General features: G+C 54.3%; 18 protein-coding genes and 1 pseudogene. 16 read left to right on the forward strand and 3 right to left on the reverse strand.

Going from position 1 to position 22,529, the window contains the following annotated elements; all coding sequences use genetic code 11:
* Positions 1 to 50 precede the first annotated feature (50 nt).
* The 12 genes and pseudogenes from FYC48_RS28780 to FYC48_RS04570 all read left to right on the forward strand — a co-directional run.
* Positions 51 to 143, forward strand: a pseudogene (locus FYC48_RS28780) (peptidase M28); the annotation flags it as partial.
* A 609-nt stretch (positions 144 to 752) separates the two neighbouring features.
* Positions 753 to 875: a hypothetical protein gene (locus tag FYC48_RS28785; protein WP_230776630.1), complete on the forward strand. Its 123-nt coding sequence runs from the start codon at positions 753 to 755 to the stop codon at positions 873 to 875.
* Positions 876 to 991: 116 nt separating this feature from the next.
* On the forward strand, positions 992 to 1,930 hold the full coding sequence (locus tag FYC48_RS04525) for a beta-propeller domain-containing protein (RefSeq protein ID WP_149495424.1): 939 nt from the start codon (positions 992 to 994) through the stop codon (positions 1,928 to 1,930).
* Positions 1,931 to 2,138: 208 nt separating this feature from the next.
* Positions 2,139 to 2,741, forward strand: a complete 603-nt coding sequence (locus FYC48_RS04530) for a hypothetical protein (RefSeq protein ID WP_149495425.1) — start codon at positions 2,139 to 2,141, stop codon at positions 2,739 to 2,741.
* A gap of 14 nt (positions 2,742 to 2,755) precedes the next feature.
* The gene (locus FYC48_RS04535; protein WP_149495841.1) at positions 2,756 to 4,228 is read left to right on the forward strand and encodes a sulfatase family protein; all 1,473 of its coding nucleotides are present in this window, start codon (positions 2,756 to 2,758) and stop codon (positions 4,226 to 4,228) included.
* A gap of 99 nt (positions 4,229 to 4,327) precedes the next feature.
* Positions 4,328 to 5,761, forward strand: a complete 1,434-nt coding sequence (locus FYC48_RS04540) for a sulfatase family protein (protein ID WP_149495426.1) — start codon at positions 4,328 to 4,330, stop codon at positions 5,759 to 5,761.
* A gap of 157 nt (positions 5,762 to 5,918) precedes the next feature.
* Positions 5,919 to 9,518: a sulfatase-like hydrolase/transferase gene (locus FYC48_RS28305; RefSeq protein ID WP_235034061.1), complete on the forward strand. Its 3,600-nt coding sequence runs from the start codon at positions 5,919 to 5,921 to the stop codon at positions 9,516 to 9,518.
* Complete coding sequence (locus FYC48_RS04550; protein ID WP_235034062.1) at positions 9,502 to 10,440, forward strand: SGNH/GDSL hydrolase family protein; 939 nt, start codon at positions 9,502 to 9,504, stop codon at positions 10,438 to 10,440. The genes FYC48_RS28305 and FYC48_RS04550 overlap by 17 nt, the downstream gene beginning before the upstream one ends.
* Positions 10,437 to 12,002 (forward strand): sulfatase family protein, encoded by a 1,566-nt coding sequence (locus FYC48_RS04555; protein WP_149495427.1) that lies wholly within the window; start codon positions 10,437 to 10,439, stop codon positions 12,000 to 12,002. Before FYC48_RS04550 ends, FYC48_RS04555 begins: the two co-directional genes overlap by 4 nt.
* A gap of 110 nt (positions 12,003 to 12,112) precedes the next feature.
* Positions 12,113 to 14,005: a sulfatase family protein gene (locus FYC48_RS04560; RefSeq protein ID WP_149495428.1), complete on the forward strand. Its 1,893-nt coding sequence runs from the start codon at positions 12,113 to 12,115 to the stop codon at positions 14,003 to 14,005.
* A 25-nt stretch (positions 14,006 to 14,030) separates the two neighbouring features.
* Positions 14,031 to 15,002 (forward strand): family 43 glycosylhydrolase, encoded by a 972-nt coding sequence (locus FYC48_RS04565; RefSeq protein ID WP_149495429.1) that lies wholly within the window; start codon positions 14,031 to 14,033, stop codon positions 15,000 to 15,002.
* Between the two features lie 124 nt (positions 15,003 to 15,126).
* Positions 15,127 to 16,260: a DUF6786 family protein gene (locus tag FYC48_RS04570; RefSeq protein ID WP_235034116.1), complete on the forward strand. Its 1,134-nt coding sequence runs from the start codon at positions 15,127 to 15,129 to the stop codon at positions 16,258 to 16,260.
* Here FYC48_RS04570 and FYC48_RS04575 read toward each other — a convergent pair.
* Positions 16,244 to 16,600 carry a hypothetical protein gene (locus FYC48_RS04575; protein WP_149495431.1) on the reverse strand — a complete coding sequence of 119 codons (357 nt, stop codon included), beginning with the start codon at positions 16,598 to 16,600 and terminating at the stop codon, positions 16,244 to 16,246. The genes FYC48_RS04570 and FYC48_RS04575 overlap by 17 nt on opposite strands.
* A gap of 440 nt (positions 16,601 to 17,040) precedes the next feature.
* On the opposite strand from FYC48_RS04575, the gene FYC48_RS04580 reads away from it, so the two are divergent.
* The 3 genes from FYC48_RS04580 to FYC48_RS04590 all read left to right on the forward strand — a co-directional run bounded on the left by FYC48_RS04580 (position 17,041) and on the right by FYC48_RS04590 (position 20,190).
* Positions 17,041 to 17,409: a hypothetical protein gene (locus tag FYC48_RS04580; protein ID WP_149495432.1), complete on the forward strand. Its 369-nt coding sequence runs from the start codon at positions 17,041 to 17,043 to the stop codon at positions 17,407 to 17,409.
* A 705-nt stretch (positions 17,410 to 18,114) separates the two neighbouring features.
* On the forward strand, positions 18,115 to 19,218 hold the full coding sequence (locus FYC48_RS04585) for a DUF1559 domain-containing protein (protein ID WP_149495433.1): 1,104 nt from the start codon (positions 18,115 to 18,117) through the stop codon (positions 19,216 to 19,218).
* A 468-nt stretch (positions 19,219 to 19,686) separates the two neighbouring features.
* Complete coding sequence (locus FYC48_RS04590) at positions 19,687 to 20,190, forward strand: carboxypeptidase regulatory-like domain-containing protein (RefSeq protein ID WP_149495434.1); 504 nt, start codon at positions 19,687 to 19,689, stop codon at positions 20,188 to 20,190.
* 237 nt (positions 20,191 to 20,427) lie between these two features.
* Here FYC48_RS04590 and FYC48_RS04595 read toward each other — a convergent pair whose 3' ends face one another.
* The gene (locus FYC48_RS04595; RefSeq protein WP_160149315.1) at positions 20,428 to 21,282 is read right to left on the reverse strand and encodes a biotin--[acetyl-CoA-carboxylase] ligase; all 855 of its coding nucleotides are present in this window, start codon (positions 21,280 to 21,282) and stop codon (positions 20,428 to 20,430) included.
* On the reverse strand, positions 21,279 to 21,482 hold the full coding sequence (locus FYC48_RS04600) for a hypothetical protein (RefSeq protein WP_149495843.1): 204 nt from the start codon (positions 21,480 to 21,482) through the stop codon (positions 21,279 to 21,281). Before FYC48_RS04600 ends, FYC48_RS04595 begins: the two co-directional genes overlap by 4 nt.
* A gap of 304 nt (positions 21,483 to 21,786) precedes the next feature.
* On the opposite strand from FYC48_RS04600, the gene FYC48_RS04605 reads away from it, so the two are divergent.
* Positions 21,787 to 22,353, forward strand: coding sequence for a hypothetical protein (locus FYC48_RS04605; RefSeq protein WP_149495436.1), 567 nt, complete (start codon positions 21,787 to 21,789; stop codon positions 22,351 to 22,353).
* The last annotated feature ends 176 nt before the right edge of the window (positions 22,354 to 22,529 follow it).

The following is a 22,529-nucleotide window of genomic DNA, read 5'->3' on the forward strand; positions in this document are numbered from 1 at the left end:
GACTATGCAAATCGGTAGTCCATCATGACGGCCTGGATTGAACTTGCTGCCAAGCCACCGACAGGCCAGACACGCTCGACTATCCCAGGATGACCGAAGTCACCTTAGGCGTCGCATCCGCGATGCGTAAATTGCTTCAGTAGTGGACGAGGCCGCGAGTCCCTTGTCAACAATCCTGCGGACGAGGCGCTGGGCCCTTCTTTTAGCATCGAGCAACCTTTGTCGTCGGATTTTCGTGTGTCGCTCGGCTCTGATAGCCGTCAGCGGCTTCGTCGAGCGTTGTCGGCTCGGAGATCCGAACGACCATTGTTTCAGGTTCGATGCTTAGCCCTTCACACAAAAGGATCTTTGGCAAGATCCACTACCTCAGGAGCTGCGCCAGTCCTCGTGTGAATGGCTCCGCATCCTGGCGAAGAGAGCGATCCCACATAAAAGGTCTCGCGCATACGAGCGAGACGTTGCGACGAGCAAAGCGACTTTCTTGGGAGGTTTGACTTCTCGTGGCATAGTTGTTGTGTCGGAGATGATTTTACATGTCGCAAATCGTTAGCCGCATGTCGCATTTTATCCTCGACAAGCTGGTCGAGAAAGCAAGAATGATGAGATTGCGGCGGCTTGGCGATTGCCCACTCCATGTCGCAGTTCATTTAGGCGGGACCAAAATGACGGCTGTGCGACCAATCCTAATTCTTTACCTGCTGTGTCGCCGTTCGAACTACATTGCAGTGCGGCGAAACTTTCTCTCGCCGTTCATGCTGACATTTGGCAGGCCAGTGCTGTTCAGTTCGACGGGCAGACGCAATGTATCCAACGTGCCCACTCAGGCCCTGACTATTTCGAACGAACCGTTGGTGGCCGAGTTGTCACACGCGTGAAGAACTAATGATTCTACTTTTGGAAAAGAACTACGTCGGTCTGGGGATCGCCAACATGGGAGCAGCGATTCAGGTTGGAAAGCTGACACTTGCACATCAATAGATGAGAAACAAATATGAATCCCGCAACCCGATCCGTCGCTCTGATTGCCTTGTTGATCTTTTCAACCAGCGCGATCGCTCAGCAGACCACGCACAGCTTCCTGGCGTGTGGCAAGAATACCTACGTCATGGAGGCTGATGGCACGAAGAGTTGGACGTACCCGGCAGCCACGCGAGACGGTTATATCCTCGAAGACGGAACAATCATTCTGACGCTAAGCAAATCAAAGCGATACAAGGGTGGAGCCGTTGTCAAAATCGGTGTGGACAAGGCTGAAACGCTTCTTTGGAAAGGCACGCAAAGTGAAGTCAACAGCGCGCAGCCAACCCAAGATGGCAATTTTGTGATCACGGAAGCGGGAAACAATCCGCGGCTTTTCGAAATCAGCCCGGATGGAGAGATCGTTCTGGAGTTTCCGTTGGCATGCCAGAAGGAAAACCATCACATGCAGACGCGGATGGCACGCAAGCTCTCCGACGGAACTTATCTCGTCCCGCATCTGCTGGACTTCGCCGTCATCCACTATGACGCAGACGGCACAATCTCGAGCAAGCTGGATACAACCGCACCGGGCGATTCCGAACACAAGATCCACACCTGGCCATTCACGGCAATCCGACATGGCGATGGCCAAACTCTTGTCTGCTGCACACACGGTAACCGAGTCGTCGACTTCGACCGCGATGGCAAGATCGCTTGGACGCTAACCAATGACGATTTACCGGGACAATGGCTTCAAGATCCCTGTGGTGCCCAGGTACTGCCCAATGGAAACATCGTCATTACCAGCTATGCCGCCGGACGTGCAAACCCTCACGCCCCGAAGCTGTTCGAAGTGACACGTGATAAGAAAGTCGTGTGGACGTACACTGACGGCCAAAAGGTTGGCATCCATCACTTTCAAATAATCACGACAAACGGAACGAGGCTGAAAGGACCAGTTCTCAAGTGACCGTCGTGGAATTCGCCAGAATTCCTGACTTGGAAACAACCGATCGTCTTTTTGTTGGACTTCTGGCGAAGTCCACTACGCATTGGGATCTGTTGGACTTCTGGCGAAGTCCGCTACGCATTGGGATCTGTTGGACTTCTGGCGAAGTCCGCTACGCATTGGGATCTGTTGGACTTCTGGCGAAGTCCACTACGCTTTGGGACTTGTCATGAGCAAACGCGATCACTTGCGACGACTGGATGCCAATGCCTATAGGGGCAATGCCGTGGTGCATTGGACGATGACGATGCGAGACCGTCGTACAGGCTGGTTGGATGCGATGTTCTACTATCACTTTCGCGAGTTGCTGACTCACTCGTTGTTTCGCTATGCGATCGCCTGCCCGATCTTTTGCCTGATGCCGGATCATATGCACCTGATTTGGATCGGGATCCTCGATTCCTCTGATCAGAAGCTTGCGATGAAGCATCTTCGCACCAGGTTGAACCAATCGCTACGCAAAATCGATGTCGAGTTGCAGGATCAACCTTATGATCATGTGCTACGACCTGAAGAACGAAACGAAACAGCGATTGTCGAAACTTGCGACTACCTCGCTCGCAATCCGGAGCGAGCAGAACTCGTTCCGTTAGACGGTTACGCGGAATATCCTTATTCCGGATGTTTGGTCCCCGGGTATCCGGAGCTGAAGCCGTTTCAGCCAGACTTCTGGACGCGTTTCGATCGAGCGACCGCGTATCTGCGCAAGAATGGACTAGTCGTGGAATTCGCCAGAATTCCGGAAGCAGGAGAAGCAGGAGAAAGCGAATGATTAGGTGGTTCGTCATGGGACTTCTAGCGAAGTTTACTACGTTGGTTATTTTGGGACTTCTGGCGAAGTCCACTACGTGTTCTGCCGCTGAGAAACCCAACTTTGTCATCATTTTCACAGATGATCAGGGCTATCAGGATGTTGGCTGCTTTGGTTCACCCGACATTCGAACTCCACGTTTAGATGCAATGGCCGCTGACGGCATGAAGTTCACTAGCTTCTACGCGCAACCGATTTGCGGACCGTCCCGTGCCGCACTCATGACTGGTTGCTATCCAATGCGTGTTGCCGAGCGAGGCCACACAAAACAGGTTCATCCGATTCTGCACGAGGACGAGATCACCATCGCTGAAGTCCTGAAAACGAAGGGCTATGCGACGGCCTGCTTTGGAAAGTGGGATCTGGCGAAACATTCTCAGTCGGATTTCTTCATGGATCTTTTCCCAACCCACCAGGGATTCGATTACTTCTACGGAACACCCACCAGCAATGACCGGACCGCGAACCTTTACCGCAATGGAGAACTGATCGAACCGGCGACGGACATGGCGACGCTGACTCAGCGTTACACGGATGAAGCCATCGCGTTTATCAAAAAGAATCAAGACCAGCCGTTTTTCGTTTATATACCGCATTCAATGCCGCACACGCGGTTGGATGCATCGCCAAAGTTCAAAGGGAAAAGCCGGCGAGGTCTGTACGGCGACGTCATTGAAGAGATCGACTTCAATGTCGGCAGGGTCCTGGACACGCTCAATGAGCTGAATCTGGCTGAGAACACCTATGTTCTTTTCACAAGCGACAATGGTCCCTGGCTAATCAAGAACAAAGACCATGCCGACGGGCATCTGCCGGGTGATCACGGTGGATCGGCCGGACCGCTCAGGAGCGGCAAGGTGTCGACCTTCGAAGGTGGCGTTCGCGTCCCCGCGATTGTCTGGGCGCCCGGCAAGGTACCAGCCGGAACGGTTTGCGATCTCGTTGCCACGACTATGGACGTCATGCCGACGTTTGCTGCGCTAGCCGGTGCCGAAATGCCATCCGATCGTGTGATCGACGGCGAAGACATTCGACATCTCTTCCACGGCGAATTCGACAAGGCGAATCCTGATAAGGCGTACTTCTACTATCTGCGAGTCCATCTGCAGGCTGTTCGTCAGGGCAAGTGGAAACTTCACCTATCCAGGGAAAAGGAACCAATCGGAGCCGCACCGTTTGGTCGCAATACCCACATCGCGCCCAAGGATCGTATTGGTTTTGAAGAGCCCTTTCTGGTCGACCTGGAAAACGATCTCGGCGAAACGACGAACCTTGCGGCAGAGAATCCTCAGGTCGTGGATAGGCTGCTTGGACTTGCCGAAACGATGCGCAAAGACCTGGGTGACTATGACCGGGTGGGAAACAACATGAGGTTCTTCGATCCGTTAGATGTCCGCCCCACGACACCACCCGTTCCAGCACCTCGAAAGCCAACAACAAGAAAGTAACGTAGCGGAAGTCGTCAAGACCTTCGTTTTGCTCAGCGTATTTCGAAAGTCTTGACGACTTCCGCAATGGTCTATCACCCAACATCTGATTGCCAACTTATGAAACGCCCCGTTCAATTGCTGACCTTCTTCCTCTTGGCAACCTGTCTAGTCTTTGCTGGGGAGCAGTCTGATGGTGCAGATCGGCCAAACATTCTGTTCATCTTTACTGACGACTGGGGCTGGGGCGATCTCGGCTGCCATGGGCATCCGTACTTAAAGACGCCGAATATCGATCGGCTTGCTAAAGAAGGCACCGACTTCCATCGTTTTACGGTCGCCAGCGGCGTCTGTTCTCCGAGTCGCACCGCGGTGATGACCGGTCATTTCCCGGCGCGTTACAACATCGATGGTCATTTCGCGGCGGTTAGGAGTAACGCAAATCGTGGTATGCCGGACTGGCTTGATCCGAAGACGCCGACGATTCCGCGGATGCTGCAGTCGGCCGGCTACGCGACGGCTCATTTTGGAAAGTGGCATCTCGCCAACAACATGATTCCCGATTCGCCGTTGCCAATGGACTACGGGTACGACGAGTATGGTGCCTTCAATTGCTCTGGCGAACAAATGCCGGTGCACGAAGATGCCACTCGCGCAATTGCATTCATCGAAAAGAGCTCCGCTGCGAAGAAGCCGTTTTTCATTAACTTATGGATGCACGAGCCGCACACACCGCATCATACTTTGCCGGAATATCGTCGACGTTTCCCAGGACTGGATGATCCTGACAATGTCTACGCGTCCGTGCTTTCCCACGCCGACGACCGGATTGGAGAATTGCTCGATGCCTTGGACCGATTAAAACTGACCGACAACACGCTCGTGATCTTTAGCTCGGACAACGGTCCGGCAGGCAACGGCCGAGGCGGCAAGCTTACCACCATGTACGACTCCGCGACGGGCGAGGGATTTGGAATTGGTTGTAGCGTTGGGACAACCGGTGGACGCAATGGACGCAAAAAGTCAATTCTGCAGGGCGGCATTGGTGTCCCATTCATCGCCCGCTGGCCGGGAAAGATCAAGGCCGGTGCGATCGATGATGTTTCGTGGATTTCCGCTGTCGACCTGCTGCCAACGTTCTGCGAAATCGCGGGAGCAGGCATGCCTGATGGGTATGAGCCCGACGGCATGAGCCAAGTGGCGACACTGCAAGGTTCCAAACTTGAATTGCGCAACAAGCCGTTGTTTTGGAAGGGCATTCCAAACAGCAAAGGCCCTGTCTTTTCGATCTTGGATAGAAGGTGGCGACTGCTGGTCAGTCCTGACTTCGAGGTGCTCGAGCTTTACGACTTGAACAAAGACCCTTTGGAAAAGAACGATTTGAAGGACTCACATCCGAAGATCGCCGGTGAGCTATTGGAACAGCTACAGGCTTGGCATGCGACACTTCCAGAGCAACTCAACCCAGAGTGCTTTTCAAAGTACCGTGCGAAGGGTGCTGGACCGCTGCCGTCAGAGGTCAAGCCGCTCTTCCAGTTCAATCCGTCTCGATAAGGCGAATGGCCGTTGAGTTCCTACCCACCGTAGTGGATTTCGCCAGAAATCCTGCGGAACAAGGGATTTCTGGCGAAATCCACTACGGTAACTTATCAACCGCTACGCGCTAAAGAAAATGGTTTTCCTTCAAATAAAGTTGGACTCCTGCAAGACAATGAATAAGAAAATCGTTTTCGCCATCACGGCATTTTTCATCTATCTAGCTCCGACTCCGCATTGTCAGTCAGCGGACGGGCCGCCCAATGTCGTTCTGATCTTCGCCGACGATCTCGGCTACGGCGATCTTGGATGTTACGGCGCCACGAAAGTACAGACGCCAAATATTGACGCGTTGGCCGCAGATGGGCGGCGGTTCACGGATGCTCATTCGGTGTCGGCGGTTTGCACGCCGTCGCGTTATGCGTTACTGACCGGCCAATATCCGGTCCGCGCAAACGATGGTCGAGGCGTTTGGGGACCTGCTCCCATTACTTCGAAACTCATTGTCGATACCAACAAGACAACCATCGCAGATGTGTTCAAGAGTGCGGGTTACGAAGCAGGCGTGATTGGGAAATGGCACCTGGGATTCGGGGAGGGAACGAACAAGTGGCAGGAACCATTGCGTCCCGGTCCACAGGATCTTGGGTTTGATTACTACTTTGGTATGCCAGTCGTCAACAGTGCTCCGCCCTATGTTTATGTCGAAAACGATCGTGTCGTCGGCAGCGATTCGGATGACCCGCTGGTGCTTCTCGGCAGGAATGCCAAAGGCATCACACCGATCACACCCATTCCTCCGGAAGCCGCGCAGCGTAGTCCCAATCAATTTGGTGGAGCAAAGAAGGCTCACGCGCTGTTCAACGATTACCAGGTCGGAACAACGCTGGCGAAGAAGTCCGTCGAATGGATCAATGAGCACAAAGACAAGCCGTTCTTTCTGTATCTAGCGACGACCAACATTCATCACCCCTTTACTCCCGCCAAACGGTTTCAAGGTACCAGCGGGTGTGGTCTTTATGGTGATTTCATCCATGAACTCGACTGGATCGTCGGCGAGGTGATGACTTGTCTTGAAGAGAACGGAGTTGCTGACAACACATTGGTGATCTTCACGAGTGACAACGGCGGCATGTTCAATCTCGGTGGTCAGGCTGCATTTAAGGCAGGACATCGGCAGAACGGTGACTTGCTTGGGTTCAAGTTCGGGGTCTGGGAAGGCGGACACCGCGTGCCAATGATTGTGCGTTGGCCGGGTAGAGTGAAAGCGGGCACGACTTCCGATCAGTTGATTGGTAACGTCGACATGCTGGCGACCTTTGCTGCGTTAACCGGACAAAAGATCGGGAAGGCTCAGCAAGCGGACAGCGTCAACATGCTTCCTGCCTTCGTGGACGAACCGGAAGAGCAGATTCGCGACCATCTGGTTCTTGCTCCACACAAGGGCACTCACCTATCGGTTCGCAAAGGAAAATGGATGTATATCCCGAACCAGGGGAGCGGTGGATTCGGGGGAAAGAAGCCGGGCGATCACACATTCGCCGGACCAGCAGCGGCAACGTTCGTGGGCTCCGTCAACAGCGACATCGAAGACGGCAAGATCAGGCAAGACGCGCCGCCCGCTCAGCTTTACGATCTGGAAGCGGACGTGAACGAGACACAGAATGTCCATGATGAAAATCCCGAAGTCGTCAAGGAACTGAAGGCGTTGCTTGCACTGTACCGTAGTGGAATTCGCCAGAATTCCCCCAAGCAAGGAAAGCAAAAACGAAGGACTTCTGGCGAAGTCCACTACAAGCCGGCAAAGAAGACACCGGCGATTCCCAGCAACAGCAGTGCGTCGTTTGATTTTGAGTCCGGAACGCTGGCTCCGTGGAGAATCATCGAAGGGGAATTCGGGCACATTATCGGCAGCCGAGATCGTTTCTTTCACAACCAAGGTGAATACAACAAGCAGGGTGAACACTACCTGACGACATTGGAAGCATCCACGGGCGCCGAAAAAGGAAGTGACCCTCAAACGGGCATCGTTGTCTCACCGCTATTCATTCCCGAACTTGGCAAGATGACGTTCCGTGTCGGCGGCGGCGACGGTCCGAACACGTATGCGGCTCTTTGTACTGCGGACGGAGAAGAAGTTCAGTTCGCTCGAGGCATCCGTGACCAGGTGATGCAGCAGTGCGAATGGGACCTTTCACCGTATGCCGGCAAAAAGATGTTTATCAAAATTGTCGACAACGCGACCGGCGGTTGGGGTCACATCACAGCTGACGATTTTCAGTTCGATGGGAAAGTGTTCGACGAGTACCCTACGGCCAGTAGTGGGATTCGCCAGAATTCCAAATCAAAATCTCCCGAGCTGAAAGGGACTTCTGGCGAAGTCCACTACTCGAAGACTGAGGGGGTGCCGTCCTTCAAGCCAAACTTCGTCGTCATCTTCACCGACGACCAGGGCTACGGTGATTTAAGTTGCTACGAAGCAGATCACGTCAGCACACCGCGTATCGATCAGATGGCCAAAGAGGGTTCCCGGCTCACCAGCTTTTACGTCGCGGCTCCGGTTTGCACGCCTTCTCGAGCAGGCCTGATGACGGGCTGCTATCCAAAGCGAGTCGGTATGGCGACAGGATCGAACTTTGGAGTGCTGCTGGCCGGCGATACCAAGGGATTGAATCCCGAGGAAATGACAATCGCGGAGGTTCTCAAATCGGCTGGCTACAAAACGGGGATGTTTGGCAAATGGCACCTCGGAGATCAGCCAGATTTTCTTCCAACACGGCAGGGCTTCGACGAGTTCTTCGGACTGCCTTACAGTCACGACATTCACCCGTTCCATCCACGGCAGGACAGATTCAATTTCCCACCATTGCCGGTGCTCGACGGCGACACTGTGATTGAGATGGATCCGGATGCAGACTACCTCACCAAACGCATCACCGAACGAGCTGTATCGTTCATTGAGCTGAACAAAGACGTTCCTTTCTTCTTATATGTTCCGCATCCAATTCCACATGCTCCGCTGCACGTGTCTTCGCCGTTCATGGAAGGCGTCGCCGATGAAGTTGTTTCGAAGCTGAAGGACGAAGTTGGCAAAATCGACTATCGCACGCGTGACGAATTGTTCCGACAGGCGATCGCTGAGATCGACTGGTCGGTCGGAACCATTCTCGACACACTCAAAGCAAATGGATTGGACGAGAAGACTCTCGTCATTTTCACCTCAGACAACGGTCCTCCGAAAAACACCCTTCACGCCAGCCCCGGCCCGCTAAGAGGTCACAAGGGAACGACGTTTGAAGGCGGAATGCGGGAACCTACAGTCATCCGCTGGCCCGGAATGATTCCCGCGGGCCACGACAACAATGAATTGATGACGACGATGGACCTGCTTCCGACGTTCGCCAAATTGGCCGGAGCTGAACTTCCCACCGATCGCATCATCGACGGGAAAGACATCTGGCCGACACTTGTCGGCCAGTCCCCAACGCCGCACGAAGCATTCTTTTATCATCAAGGCAACTCGCTCACGGCCGTCCGATCGGGCAAGTGGAAGCTCCACACCAACAAAGGTCGACCGATGCAACTCTACAATCTCGACGATGACATTGGCGAGATGAACAATGTCATCGAGGCGCACCCCGAAGTTGTGAAACAGCTCAACAATCACCTGCACGAGTTTGCAAACGACATTGCTAACAACAGCCGACCGGCGGCATTCGCCGAGAATCCAAGACCCCTGTCAAAGGGAGCAGTACATCATGAACTCAACCGGTGAACCAGGCAGAATGATAGAGGGAAGAAAACCTCCACTCAACATCTTCCTCCCCTTGTTCCTTTATCCAGTTATTCTGATTCTCATCGCATGCTCATCCGTCGATGCAGCGGACCGACCGAACATCGTCGTCATCATGGCGGATGAGAAGTCTGAAATCACGGAGCAGCGCACGAACCAGAACGGACAAAGGTCGCGTGAATTTAGCAATCATGGTTCCAATATCGCACTAGCTTCCAAAGAAGAACTCTACCTCGACAGAAAGCTGGCCTTCGCCAATCCCGAGGTAGACAATCCAAATCTTCCGAACGTTTTGCTGATCGGTGATTCGATCTCCATCGGCTACACGGCATATGTCCGACGGGATCTAATCGGAAAGGCAGATGTCTATCGTATTCCGACCAATGCAAAGAATTCAGCGTACGGTCTGGAACACTTAAACGATTGGCTGGAGATGAAGTCGCTCAAGTGGGACGTCATTCATTTCAATTGGGGGCTTTGGGATCTCTGCTATCGGCACCCCGAGTCCAACGTGCAAGGCAACCGCGACAAGGTAAATGGCACTTTGACAGAATCGCTGGAAGGTTATCGATCCAATATGAAGAAAATCGTCGCCCGCTTGAAACAAACTGATGCGACGCTGATTTGGTGCACGACTACCCCTGTTCCGGCAGGTGAGGCCGGCCGCAAGCTGGGCGACGATGTCAAATATAATCTGGTAGCTGCCGAGATCATGAAAGCGAACAAGGTGAGGATTAATGACCTACATTCCCACGCACTATTGAGGCTTCCCGAGACAATGGTTCGTGAAGGCGATGTTCACTTCACCGAGGAGGGTTACATTCACTTAGGAAGCAAGGTCGCTGAGGAGGTCTCCGCAGCGATTGCAAAACGGGCTGCGGACTCTCGTCGAGAAATAGAATGAATCTAACCTTGTTCGTTCCAGCCCTCAGTTTGCTGCTGCCGTGGACGTTGGCGTCGTCTGCAGCGGAATCGCCGCCCAACGTCATTTTCGTGCTGACTGATGATCTGGGCTACTCCGACGTTGGCTGCTATGGAGCTGAGAAGGTCAAGACGCCGCACATTGACCAGCTTGCTGCCGAAGGAATCCGGTTTACGGATTTCCATACAGCAGCTTCCATCTGTTCGCCGTCACGAGCGGCGTTTCTGACGGGTGCTTATCCGCAGCGTGCCGGACTCTACATGGGAATCAATCCAAATCGGACAGCCCATTGGTTCCTTGGACTGCATCCGGATGAGATCACGATTGCCGAGCAATTCAGCAAGCACGGGTACGCCACTCACATGGTCGGCAAATGGCACCTGGGCACAGAGCCGGAATTCCTGCCTCGGACGCAGGGCTTTGACAGCTATTACGGCATGCCATGCAACTTTAGCCACTCGCCGAGGTTCTTCGACGGGGACAAAGAGGTATTCGCACGAACGCCGCTTGATCGGCTAACACAGCTGTATACAGAGCGTGTCACCAAGATCATTCACGACCAGGCGACTCGCAGCGAGCCATTCTTTCTCTACTACGCCCACAATTATCCTCACACGCCGTACCAGGCGGGCAAGGACTTCAAGGGGAGTTCAAAGGATGGTGTCCGAGGCGATGTCATGCAGGAACTCGACTGGGGCATCGGTGAGATGATGGCCGCGCTGAGAAAATCGGGCATCGCGGACAACACGATTGTGATCTTCACATCCGATAACGGACCGACCGCCAATCAATACGCCAAACCATATCGGGGAACAAAGTACGTCACATTTGAAGGCGGGCACCGCGTTCCGTTCATCTTCCACTGGCCGGCCCGAATCAAACCCAGTAGTGGATTTCGCCAGAAATCCTGCGTCGTCAAGGAAAGCAACGCTGGGAATTCTGGCGAATTCCACTACGGCGTCTCTGAAGTAAGTATCAACGCAATGGACGTGTTTCCGACGCTGTCCGCGGCCATCGGATCGGAGTTGCCGAAGGAGCGTGTTTACGACGGGGAAAGTCTGCTGCCGCTCTTTGAAGGAATCCCGCTCAAGCGCCCGACAGCACAGCCGTTCTTCTACTACAACTGCGAGAATCTCCAGGCCATCCGCAGCGGACCCTGGAAGCTCCATCTGCCGCGAAGTCAGGATCAGCTGCCATTCTGGGATAAGAACAAAGCGTTTGCCAATCTCCGAAATCCGGTTCTGTACAACCTGGACACAGACTCATCGGAAAGCACGAACGTTGCGGCCGACAATCCAGAGATTGTGAATGAGTTGATGGAACTCGGCGATTCCGTTCGCCAGAATCTTGGCGAGTTTATGCAGCGTGGCCGACAGCAGCGTCCTACCGGATCACTCTTCCCCGACGTGCCCGTAATCAGTCACGAGAAAGATTGGGACACTCTTGATCCAGCCACAGTCAAAGCAATTGCGAAGCAGCGGCAGAAGCGACATCCAAACCATCGGGCAATGAAAGTACAGCCCCGACGCAAGAACCGGAAATGAACTACTTTATCCTCGTAGTGGATTTCCCCAGAAATCCCCTAGTAACCTTGAAAGCGAAACAGGGGATTCTGGCGAATCCCACTACGTTATTAATTGATTAAGGTCTGCCCATGTCCAAAACCGTTCTTGCCACCATCTTGGCTCTAGCAGCCTTCTGCCCGTTCAACATTGCTGAAGGGGCAAAAGATTCGCCCAATTTCATTGTATTCTTAACAGATGATCAGGGATGGGGCGATCTTGGCTGTTACGGCCATCCGATCATCAAGTCGCCGAACCTGGACAAGTTTGCCAGTGAAGGGTTGCGGCTCACCCAGTGCTATGCGGCATGTTCGGTCTGTTCGCCATCACGGTCGGCAATCCTAACTGGGCGAACTCCCTATCGGAATGGTGTCTGGCGGTGGATTCCGGGCGGCAGCATTTACCACCTACGTGACAGCGAGATCACGATTACCTCGCTGCTGAAGAAGAGAGGCTACGAAACCTGCCATGCCGGAAAATGGCACCTCAATGGGAAGTTCAATTCTGACGATCAGCCGCAGCCGGATGATCACGGCTACGACCACTGGCTCGCCACGCAGAACAACGCCGCGCCCAACCACATGAATCCGACCAACTACGTCCGAAATCGTGAAGAAGTTGGCCGGATGGAAGGCCCCAGCGCAGTGATCGCGGCCAGCGAGGCGATTCATTGGCTGAAAGGTCGGAAAGATTCAAAGACGCCATTCTTCATCACCGTCTGGACTCATGAACCTCACCTGCCGATCGAATCCGCTCATCAATACATGAAGCACTACTCGGATATTGAGGACGAGGGAATTCGTCAGCACCATGGCAACATCACGCAGCTTGATGACGCCTTCGGTAAGCTGATGGCCGCAGTTGACGAGATGGGATATCGCGACAACACGTTTGTCTTCTTCACCTCGGACAATGGTCCCGAAGGAAATGGAACGAAAGGCCGAACTCGTGGATCGACGGGGGGGTTACGCGGCCGAAAGCGGGCGACTCACGAAGGCGGAATCCGAGTCCCAGGCATCGTCCGTTGGCCCGGAAAGATCAAAGCCGGCAGCGTTAGTGAAACACCGGTCATCGGATCAGACATCTTTCCGACGATCTGCGATGTGCTTGACATTCCACTTCCGGATGACCGCACCATTGACGGTACCACTCTCCTTCCCTTATTCAGTGGAAACGCAATTCAACGTGAGCAACCGTTGTACTGGCGGAATCATCTAGCGCCGGCCGAGTACCGAGTCGGCATGCGCATTGGCGACTGGAAGATTGTTGGATCCGACAACCTCACCTCGTTCGAACTCTATAACATTAAGGAGGATTGGCAGGAAACGACCGACGTCGCGGGCGAGTTTCCAGACAAGTTCGCTGAATTGCGAGAAGCCCTGATCCGGCATGACGCCGCCGTACTGGCTGAAGGACCTGGCTGGTGGAAGCTCGATGGTCAAAGTAAACGTGCGAATCGAAAGTCGGCTGAGCCTCCGGCCCGCGAAGATCCGACCGGCGCTTTCGATGTCGTTCTCGGGACAAGCATGAGCAAGACGGACTTTGGCTACCTCATGTCTCCGGAAAGTGAAGGACTCGCGTTTCAGAAGCTGGACCGTCCGATCAAGGATCGCGCGACCATTCGCTTGAAATACCGAAGTGCTCAGAAGAACGGAGTGACGCGCAACGGCGCCCTGGTCCTGGCGTCGACACCAACCAACGGAGCAAGCTTCAAGATCGGTACCGCCATCGGCATGAACCAACATGTCGCATTCGCGGGCGGTTGGGGCAACGTCGGCAATGCTGGCTCCAAAAGAGCGGCCTTCGCGCCGGACGACACTTTTGAGATTGCTGTCTCGCTGGATCTTTCAAAGAGAACTGGCTCTGCGGAGATTAACGGGACGACCTTGAGCTTCTCGCTACCACCCGACTTGAAATCGATCGAGTACGTTGGCTTCTACGCCAAGGACACGTCGACCGAATTTTCCGTTCCCGTCATCGAGTGACGCGACTCACCATACCGAACGCATCATGAAAAGCCCTATCACTTTCGTTGCAACTCTTCTGATGGCGGTATCCGCGCTGGCGGACGAAACTACTTTGCCAACCGTAAATGTAGCGCACCGGCCGGTCGAAGGCATCGGAGCGGAAGCCGGCGTCATGCGCCGAGATCCGAGCGACATCATCAAAGTCGGCGAGCTATATTACGTGTGGTATTCCAAAGGGAAGATATCACCCGGATACGACGCGACCATCTGGTACGCAACCTCCAAAGACGGGTACAGCTGGACCGAGAAAGACATGGCGCTCTCGAAAGGCGAGCCAGGTAGTTGGGAAAGCGCGAGCGTCTTTACGCCCAACATTCTCGTTGCCAAGGGACGCTACCTGCTGTTCTACACGGGGACATCGCGAGACTATGGCAAGGGTTTCAACCCCGACTCAAAGATTGGAATCGCAGTTTCTGATTCGCCCGATGGTCCCTGGGAAAGGCTCGCCAAAAATCCCGTGCTTAAAAACAGTGACGATCCGAATGATTTCGATAGTCATTTGGTCGACGATGCCTGTCTGATCACACGGGAAGGAAAATACTGGCTCTACTACAAGGGTCGGCAGTTGGGAAAGAGCCCGGGCCAAACGCAGATGGGCCTGGCAATCGCCGATCATCCGGAGGGACCCTATGTACGACACGAGGCCAATCCGGTCATTCCTGGAAACCACGAAGTCTTGGTTTGGCCGCAGGGAAAAGGCGTCGCGGCAATGATCGGCACGACAGGACCAAAACAGATTATCAATTCGATACTCTACGCCGAAGACGGAGTCCATTTTTCCAAGACTCACCAAGTGGTCGATGGACCGTGGGCAGGCGGTGCCTATCGCCCGCATGCTTTCACTCAAAGCGGCGAGGGCCAGCTTCCTGAATGGGGAGTTGAAATTGGAAGAGCAGAAGGCAAACGAAATCAATTGCCATTCATTCAGCGATTTGACACAGCGGTGGAGAACTGAGATGAACCCGATGCGATCCGAAGCAGTCGCCGTACTGATCGTAGCAGCTTTGTATTTCCTGACAGCGTCGTTTGTTGTTGGGGCGGCTGCGGCAGGCGACGGGTTCGCCGACGATTTGGCTTTCATGAAGAAGCACACGCAGATCGTGCTCCTGAAGGACGGTGATGCAGCGGTGGCGGTGGCTCCCGCATACCAAGGTCGCGTGATGACCAGCACGTTTGACGCTAAGTCCGGTCCCAGCTTCGGCTGGATCAATCGCCCAGTCATCGAGCGAGGCTTGCTTTCTGACGAAGACGAGAAGGGCAAGCTTGAAGAACACATCTATATCTTTGGCGGTGAAGAACGATTCTGGCTCGGACCCGAGGGTGGGCAATATGCCCTGTTTTTCAAACCAGGATCAAAATTCGAGTTCTCTCAATGGGTCACCCCATCGGCCATCGATACCGAAGCATTTGAACTGGCCCGGCAATCAAAATCGTCGGCGAAGTTCAAGCACTCGACGAAGCTGATCAATTACAGCGGCAAGGAATTCAATGTAGGCATTGAACGCACGGTGAAGTTGTTGGCCAAAGAGGATGCCTCCGAGCTGTTGGGCGTCCAGCTCACCGACGGGTTGCGGATGGTGGCTTATGAAACGGACAACCGGATCACGAATACTGGCACGGACGCCTGGGAGCCCCGCAGCGGGCTGCTGTCTATCTGGATTCTGGGCATGTACAACCCTTCGCCTGAAACCACCGTTGTGATCCCATTTAAAGCAGGTGATGAAGAGGCGCTTGGCCCAATCGTAAATGACTCGTACTTCGGAAAAGTCCCGGAGGAGTACCTGAAGGTCGAGAAGGAGAGATTGTTCTTCCGAGGTGACGGTACGCGCCGTGGAAAAATCGGCATCACGCCGCAGCGTTCGAAGGGAATTGCCGGAAGCTACGATGCGGAGGGTCAGGTGCTCAACATCGTCACCTACAACGTGCAGGAGGCGCCGGACGGATTCGTCAATTCCATGTGGGAATTGCAAGAGATGCCGTACGCCGGTGATGCGATCAATGCCTACAACGACGGTTCGCCCGAGCCAGGCCAGCCGCCGCTGGGACCATTTTACGAGCTAGAAACGTCTTCTCCTGCCGCCGCCCTCGAGCCCGGAGAAACAATGAAGCACATCCAGCGAACGTTTCATTTTGAAGGTTCAGAAGCAGAACTCAATCTGATTGCGAAACGTTTGCTCGGAGTATCGCTGGAAACTATCAACGCTGCCTTTTGATCGGGGCTATCGTGTCGGCGATGCTTTCGTCCGTCCGTGGCCGGCCAGATTTGCCTTCCCCTTTCGATTTCGGCCGCTTCGCCGGACCGTCTTCCATGTTCCGGATCCAGCGACGAAACGTCGAATAGCTCACGATCGAAATCAGTTCTTTGATTCGTGGGCCGAGCTTCTTGCCGTGCCGGACGAGCCGACGTCGTTCCTGATTGTTCAGCGTGATCCGATCGGGTAACTTGCTCCGAAGGATGGCATTCTCCGCTTTCAAATACGTCACTTGCTGGGCCAATTCCTGCCGAGTGAGTGACGCAAGCAGTGTCAAAAGCGGGTGAACGATCGCGGCCATAGGCGCTGCCGATTTCCTTGCAAATCCTGAAATAATCGGGGTGGCATCATTTTTTTACCCCGCTGAAACGAAGAGCGTACGGAACGATTCGCTTGCCGCAACGGCCGCGTGCGTGAGGAGTGGTATGCCGTTTTATTTTCGGCCGCGCCGTTCAGAAAAATCGGAACAGATTGCCAGCGATGGAGCCGCTTTAGGCATCTGTCTCTCTCCCTGTTAACCACTCGCAGACATGCGAGAAAAAGCAGCTTCCGTTAACAGCAAAGCAACGAATAGCTTTCGTTTTTGTCTCGTCTCGGTTCCCAACGAACGAGACGGGAATCGCATCGCAACAGCCATTCCGGGCCGAAAAGCCCTGCCAAATCCGCTGACTCTCTCCGGATTGGTTTTGTACGGGGAATGTCCACGATGAACATCCGGAAGTCGTCAAGGAACTGAAGGCGTTGCTTGCACTGTACCGTAGTGGACTTCGCCAGAATTCCCTCAAGCAAGGAAAGCAAAAACGCCGGACTTCTGGCGAAGTCCACTACAAGCCGGCAAAGAAGACACCGGCGGTTCCCTGGAGAATCATTGAAGGGGAATTCGGGCACATCACGGCCGACGATTTTCAGTTCGATGGTAGTGGGATTCGCCAGAATTCCAAATCAAAACCTTCCGGCCTGAAAGGGACTTCTGGCGAAGTCCACTACTTAACGACTGAAGGGTTGCCTTTCTCCATCCGTCAGGATCTTGGGCCGACAGCAGCGTCCTACCGGATCACTGTTCCCCGACGTGCCCGTGATCAGTCACGAGAAAGATTGGGACACTCTTGATCCTGCCACAGTCAAAGCAATTGCGAAGCAGCGGCAGAAGCGACATCCGAACCATGCCGAAAAACAGTAGCGGAAGTCCGAGTACCTGGCGAACAAGGCGGTCTTCTTTTTTCCAGCCCATTTAAGTTCAAGCAAGACTTCATCTAAGCTGGCAAGTTGCCTTTGCAGGAAGAACGCTGGTCTTGACTGTTCTGATTTCGATCGGCTGCGGGGAGAATACTTTGTGAATGCTGCGCGATGCCTTCGCGAAGAGGAAACATGCGTCGCGAATGCGAGCGTTCTTTCATCGCGCGGGGCAACGAAGCTTTGATACTTTGGCTGTTCCAAGTCCACTGGCCGATGCCTTTGATCGAAGCAGGTTGACTTTGGCTATGCCCAATCGCTGTGCAAAGAACGTCGATTCAGCTTGCTCAAATGTCTCGCTTGCCATTGCGATTGGCCGACGACATTATTTTGTCGACGGTGTTCGAAAGAGTTTGATCGGTCGAAGCCATCGCTCAATGTGGAACAGATCTGCCTTAAGAAGCGACTCCGCCATCGGCCTTCCCGCTGGCATTTTCTCTGGTGCTGAATGAGGATAGCTGAAGTGGTGGTTTCGCTCTGGGTGGCTTAAATCCCCGCCACTCACATTGGTACATCGCTTGCGTCGCGACGGTCTTTCACGAGCTTGTTTTCTATTCCGCTCTCATAAGACAGGAACATCGGGTGAAAGAATCAAATGCGCGACAAGGATTTACTCTCGTCGAACTTCTAGTGGTGATCGCGATTATCGGAGTGTTGGTCGGGCTGTTGCTTCCGGCAGTGCAAGCGGCCCGCGAGGCAGCTCGGCGAATGCAATGTTCCAACAATATGAAACAGTTGGGTTTGGCACTGCACAACTACCACAGCGCCTACAAACAGTTTCCCGCCGGGGCGGTTTGGTTTGAAGGTTATAACGGAGGGATGCCAACGCAGACACGAACTGTGAGTGCGGCAATCTTCATCATGCCGTTTCTAGAAATGACGGCCCTCTATGAAGGATTCGTCGAAGATGCCAAGCAGGCTCCCGCTGGTTCTTGGCCATGGGAAAGCCAAACCCTTCGTGATGCCGGACCGCAGTCCGCCTTCATCTGCCCTTCTGCGGCAAACGCTGATAACCCGGAATACAGTACCGTTTCTAAGAACTGTTATGTGTTCTCTGTCGGTGATGAATTGTGGCATAACGCACGGACGAACTCGCAAGAGGCAAGTCCGATCGCGCGCGGCGATTTCCGCAGTATGTTTTTGCCATCGTTGCCCGACGAGTTCAATAAAACACGTCGCCGATTTCGTGACATAATCGATGGAACTTCCAACACAATCGCAATGAGTGAAGTGGCGGCAACGCCCCGTGATTTCGCCACGGTCAAGGGCGATGTGGCCGCATTCAATGGCATCTACAGTGGTGGAACAGGCGTTCCGGGGCCTTGCTTGAACGTCCCACTTCAAACCGACAATCCCACCGAATACCTTAACGGAGCCGACTGCTGGCGAGGTCTGATTCTCGGTGATGGGCGAACGATCAATAACAAGTTCACCACAACACTCCCGCCGAACTCGCCTTCTTGTGCTTATGGCGGAGGCAACAATAGTTGGGGAACTTATGCTCCTTCCAGCCAGCACTCCGGTGGTGTTCAGACATTGATGTTTGACGGGTCGGTTAACTTCGTCACCGATTCGATCGACGCCGGTGATCCTTACGCCAATCAAGTGACCTCGGGAGAAAGTCCCTACGGCATCTGGGGCGCAATGGGAACGCCACAAGGCAAAGAAGTGAACGAGTTGGAATAACGTTTTCCAACGCGATCTCATACCATCTCAGCATTCACGGCTGAGATGAAGTTCGGTGACGGCGGGATTGGTATAAAGACCTCTCAACCGTGAGCCGGACGTGAATAGCGTCGGGGTGGAAGCCGAGCTGGGGTGGAAGCCGAGCTGGGGTGGAAGCCGAGGCCCGCTGCCCGCGCCGTTGGTTCGCAGGGCCCGCGGCGAAGCAGTTGAACACGAATGATTCGGCTTCAGTCATTTCACTCTCCCAGTGGGAGAGGACACCCTCCCCGGCCGTTTGCTCGTCCGACCCTCCCGCAAGCGGGAGAGTGTTATCCAGATGCTTAAACCCAAGGACTCGTGTTTACCTGCTTATCGCCGCCGGCTCACAGGGTCTGCGGCTTTTGATTGGTGATCGGTTGTTTCCACGCTTTGGCGAGCGTGGTTGCTTTTGTACGCTCTGTACTTCTCGTGCGAATTTAGAAACTACGAATGACTGCGTTAAAACGTTTTAATTTCCCGCAATTGATTTTGTTCGGATTGGTTGGGGTCGCGTCGATCGGTTGCGGAGGAAGCACCGCTCCCGATGGCATGCCCGATTTACATCCGGTCACGATGGTGGTCCAGCAAAACGGCCAGCCGGTCGAAGGCGTGAGTGTGCAATTCATTCCACAAGATCCCTCCAATCGACGTTGGGCCTGTGGGGGCGCGACGGACGCGATGGGAACCGTTGCCATTAAGACGCTCGGCAAGTACGACGGGGCGCCAGAAGGGGCATACAAGGTGACCTTTTACAAGACCGAAACCGAAGGTGGCGGGGCCGGAAGCGGTGACGATCCATCGGGATCGGCTTCGAACGATTCGTACATGTTGGTCGATCCAAAATTCGCCGCCGTCGAGAGCACTCCGATTGAAGTGACCGTCACGCCCGGTGATGCAGAACTTGCGCCGGTGGACCTCGGAAAGTCGGTCAAAATCAAGCAAGCTAAGATGTGAATTGCGTTGACTCTAGCTAGCTAGAAAAACCATAAGTGCTAGAGTTCCGTCGACATCTGACATCAGGATTAGCCGAATGGCATTCGCCACGGTTTCCAGTTGACAACCAGGGCGAACGCCCGTCGACAGAAGATTTGAGGCCAAGTTTTCAATCGGGACAAAGCACTGACGTCTTCGGCTTAGAGGTAATTCACTCAGCCAAGATGTCGCTTGCGTGGACACGATCAGGGAGCTCTGTCAACCGAGACGTACCTGATGGACTTGCCCACTCCGTAGAAGTTGCGTCTGCCCGTGGGCACCGGTGATTTGCAACGAACCGTCGTCGGCGATGCCTTGGCAAAGCCCTTCGATCAGCGAATCGTTTTGACGCAATGTGATCGGACGTCCGGAAAGGACGCAGCGGCTTCGGTAGGCTTTGACGACTTCTTTGCCTGAAGTCGATAAGGCACGTAGCGACTCGGTAACCGACTGGACGATCGATTGCAAAAGGTCTTCGCGGCTGACGCGTCGTTCGACGACATCGTAAAGGGCGATTGCGGGCGTGCTGTGTCCATTGGTGAGCTGAGGACGATTGGCGACATTGATTCCGATTCCGATGACCAGCCGGTGAGGTGCAGCCGCGGATGATTCGATCAAGATCCCACCGAGTTTTTCGATCATCCGGCGTTGGCCGTCGCGAACCAAGCAGAGGTCGTTGGGCCATTTCAATCCGACTCGGATCGGTGCACAGCAATACTCGATGCCTTGGGATACCGCCACGCCGCAAGCGACCGACGTAAGGTCAGCGTGGGGGGAGTGCGAGTCGAATTCGACGAGCAGTGAAAACGTCAACGAGTCTTCGCTGCTGTTCCACTGATTTCCCTGCCTGCCACGTCCGGCAGTTTGCCTGTCGGTCAGAAACAATCGAGGCAGATGATCGGAGGGCAAGCCATCGGTAGGCGATGCTTGGATTGATTGAAGTGCATCGGAGTTGGTGGAAGAGGTTTCGGCGTGGTACGTGGCCGATCCGATCACGCCATCGGTGATCAATGAGGAAACGGCCAAACGCATGCCGTCGGTGACGTTTCCGTGGCAGTCTAATAGATCGTTCATGAACCAATCATGATCAGAAAGTAGAACAGAATCAGCGCTAACAAACCTGTCGCAACCCATCGCCAAATCGCCGGAATCGCTTGGGTCGCATGACGGTCGCCGAATTCAGTTTCGACGAACTCGTCATAGTCAAAGTCGTCAGCGAAATGATCGTTTTCGATAAAGTCATCCTCGTCTTCGATTTCTGCGTTGTCGTGCATCGAGATCTGGCGTGCTGTCAGGGAGGGACGGGAAAAAGCCGGCGAAATGATCTGGTCGAGGGTCAGTGCTGTAGGCCTGGACACTGTTCTTGAGCGGAATCCCTCACCTAGCGGACAAATTGTATCGGTTATTCGGGTGCCTGGCTCGGCGGCAAAGAGTCGTCGGTTGATCTGCCGATGCTCCTAACCAGCGAGTCGTTATCTTGCATCACGATTCCGGTGTGCTTCAACGACGATGAGTGAAGCCAACTAACGAATCGGTCACCCAGCCATTTCCCCATCGGCGGAAGGAACTGCCCTAATCATGCGATGCACTAGCTTATTTGGACGTTTGTTGATCGCCGCGGTGGTGCTGTCGAGCGTTGCCTCAAACGTAGACGCCGGATGGAATGAGTTCTGGGCGAATGTGCGAACGGGGTATCACCGCAACAACGCTTGGCCGGACCCGTTCACCGAAGCCGATGCGATGAGCGTGATCACGGCGTTCGAAGCTCAGAAACGCAACGGTTGGGCTTTGCATAACACGTTAGCCGGGCACCAATTCCGCACCGGCGACGGAGCCCTGAACGTCTCTGGCCAGCAGTCGTTGGCGTGGATCGCGTATCAGGCTCCGCCTTCGCGACGGTTTGTCAATGTCGAGCGAGCGCTGACCGAGCAGGAAACCCGAGCACGGGTCGAAGCGGTTCGCGACATGCTTGACCAATTCGATCTCGACGGCCCGGCTCCGATGATCGCAATCACCGACAAAAAGCCGCCGACGGCGCCCGGCGACTGGGCAACGAAGGTCAACCGATCTTGGTTGGAGCAACTCGCACCGCCAAAGTTGCCGAGTTCAAGTGCCGCCGGAACGGCATCAGCAACGCGTAATTAGCGTTGCGTCGCGTTTGCTGGTCGTCCTCACGGTTGGTCGATCAGCGGCCGAAACGCTCGGCGCGTTCCGCTACCAATCATTCGCTCTAAAGGCGGCCTTCCTTCAACGGAAGGTCGCCTTTTTTCGTTGAATCGCTCCAACTGACCAACCCGATGTGAAGTCTGCGACAGAGAGTG

The organism is Roseiconus lacunae, assembly GCF_008312935.1.
GTDB lineage: Bacteria > Planctomycetota > Planctomycetia > Pirellulales > Pirellulaceae > Stieleria > Stieleria lacunae.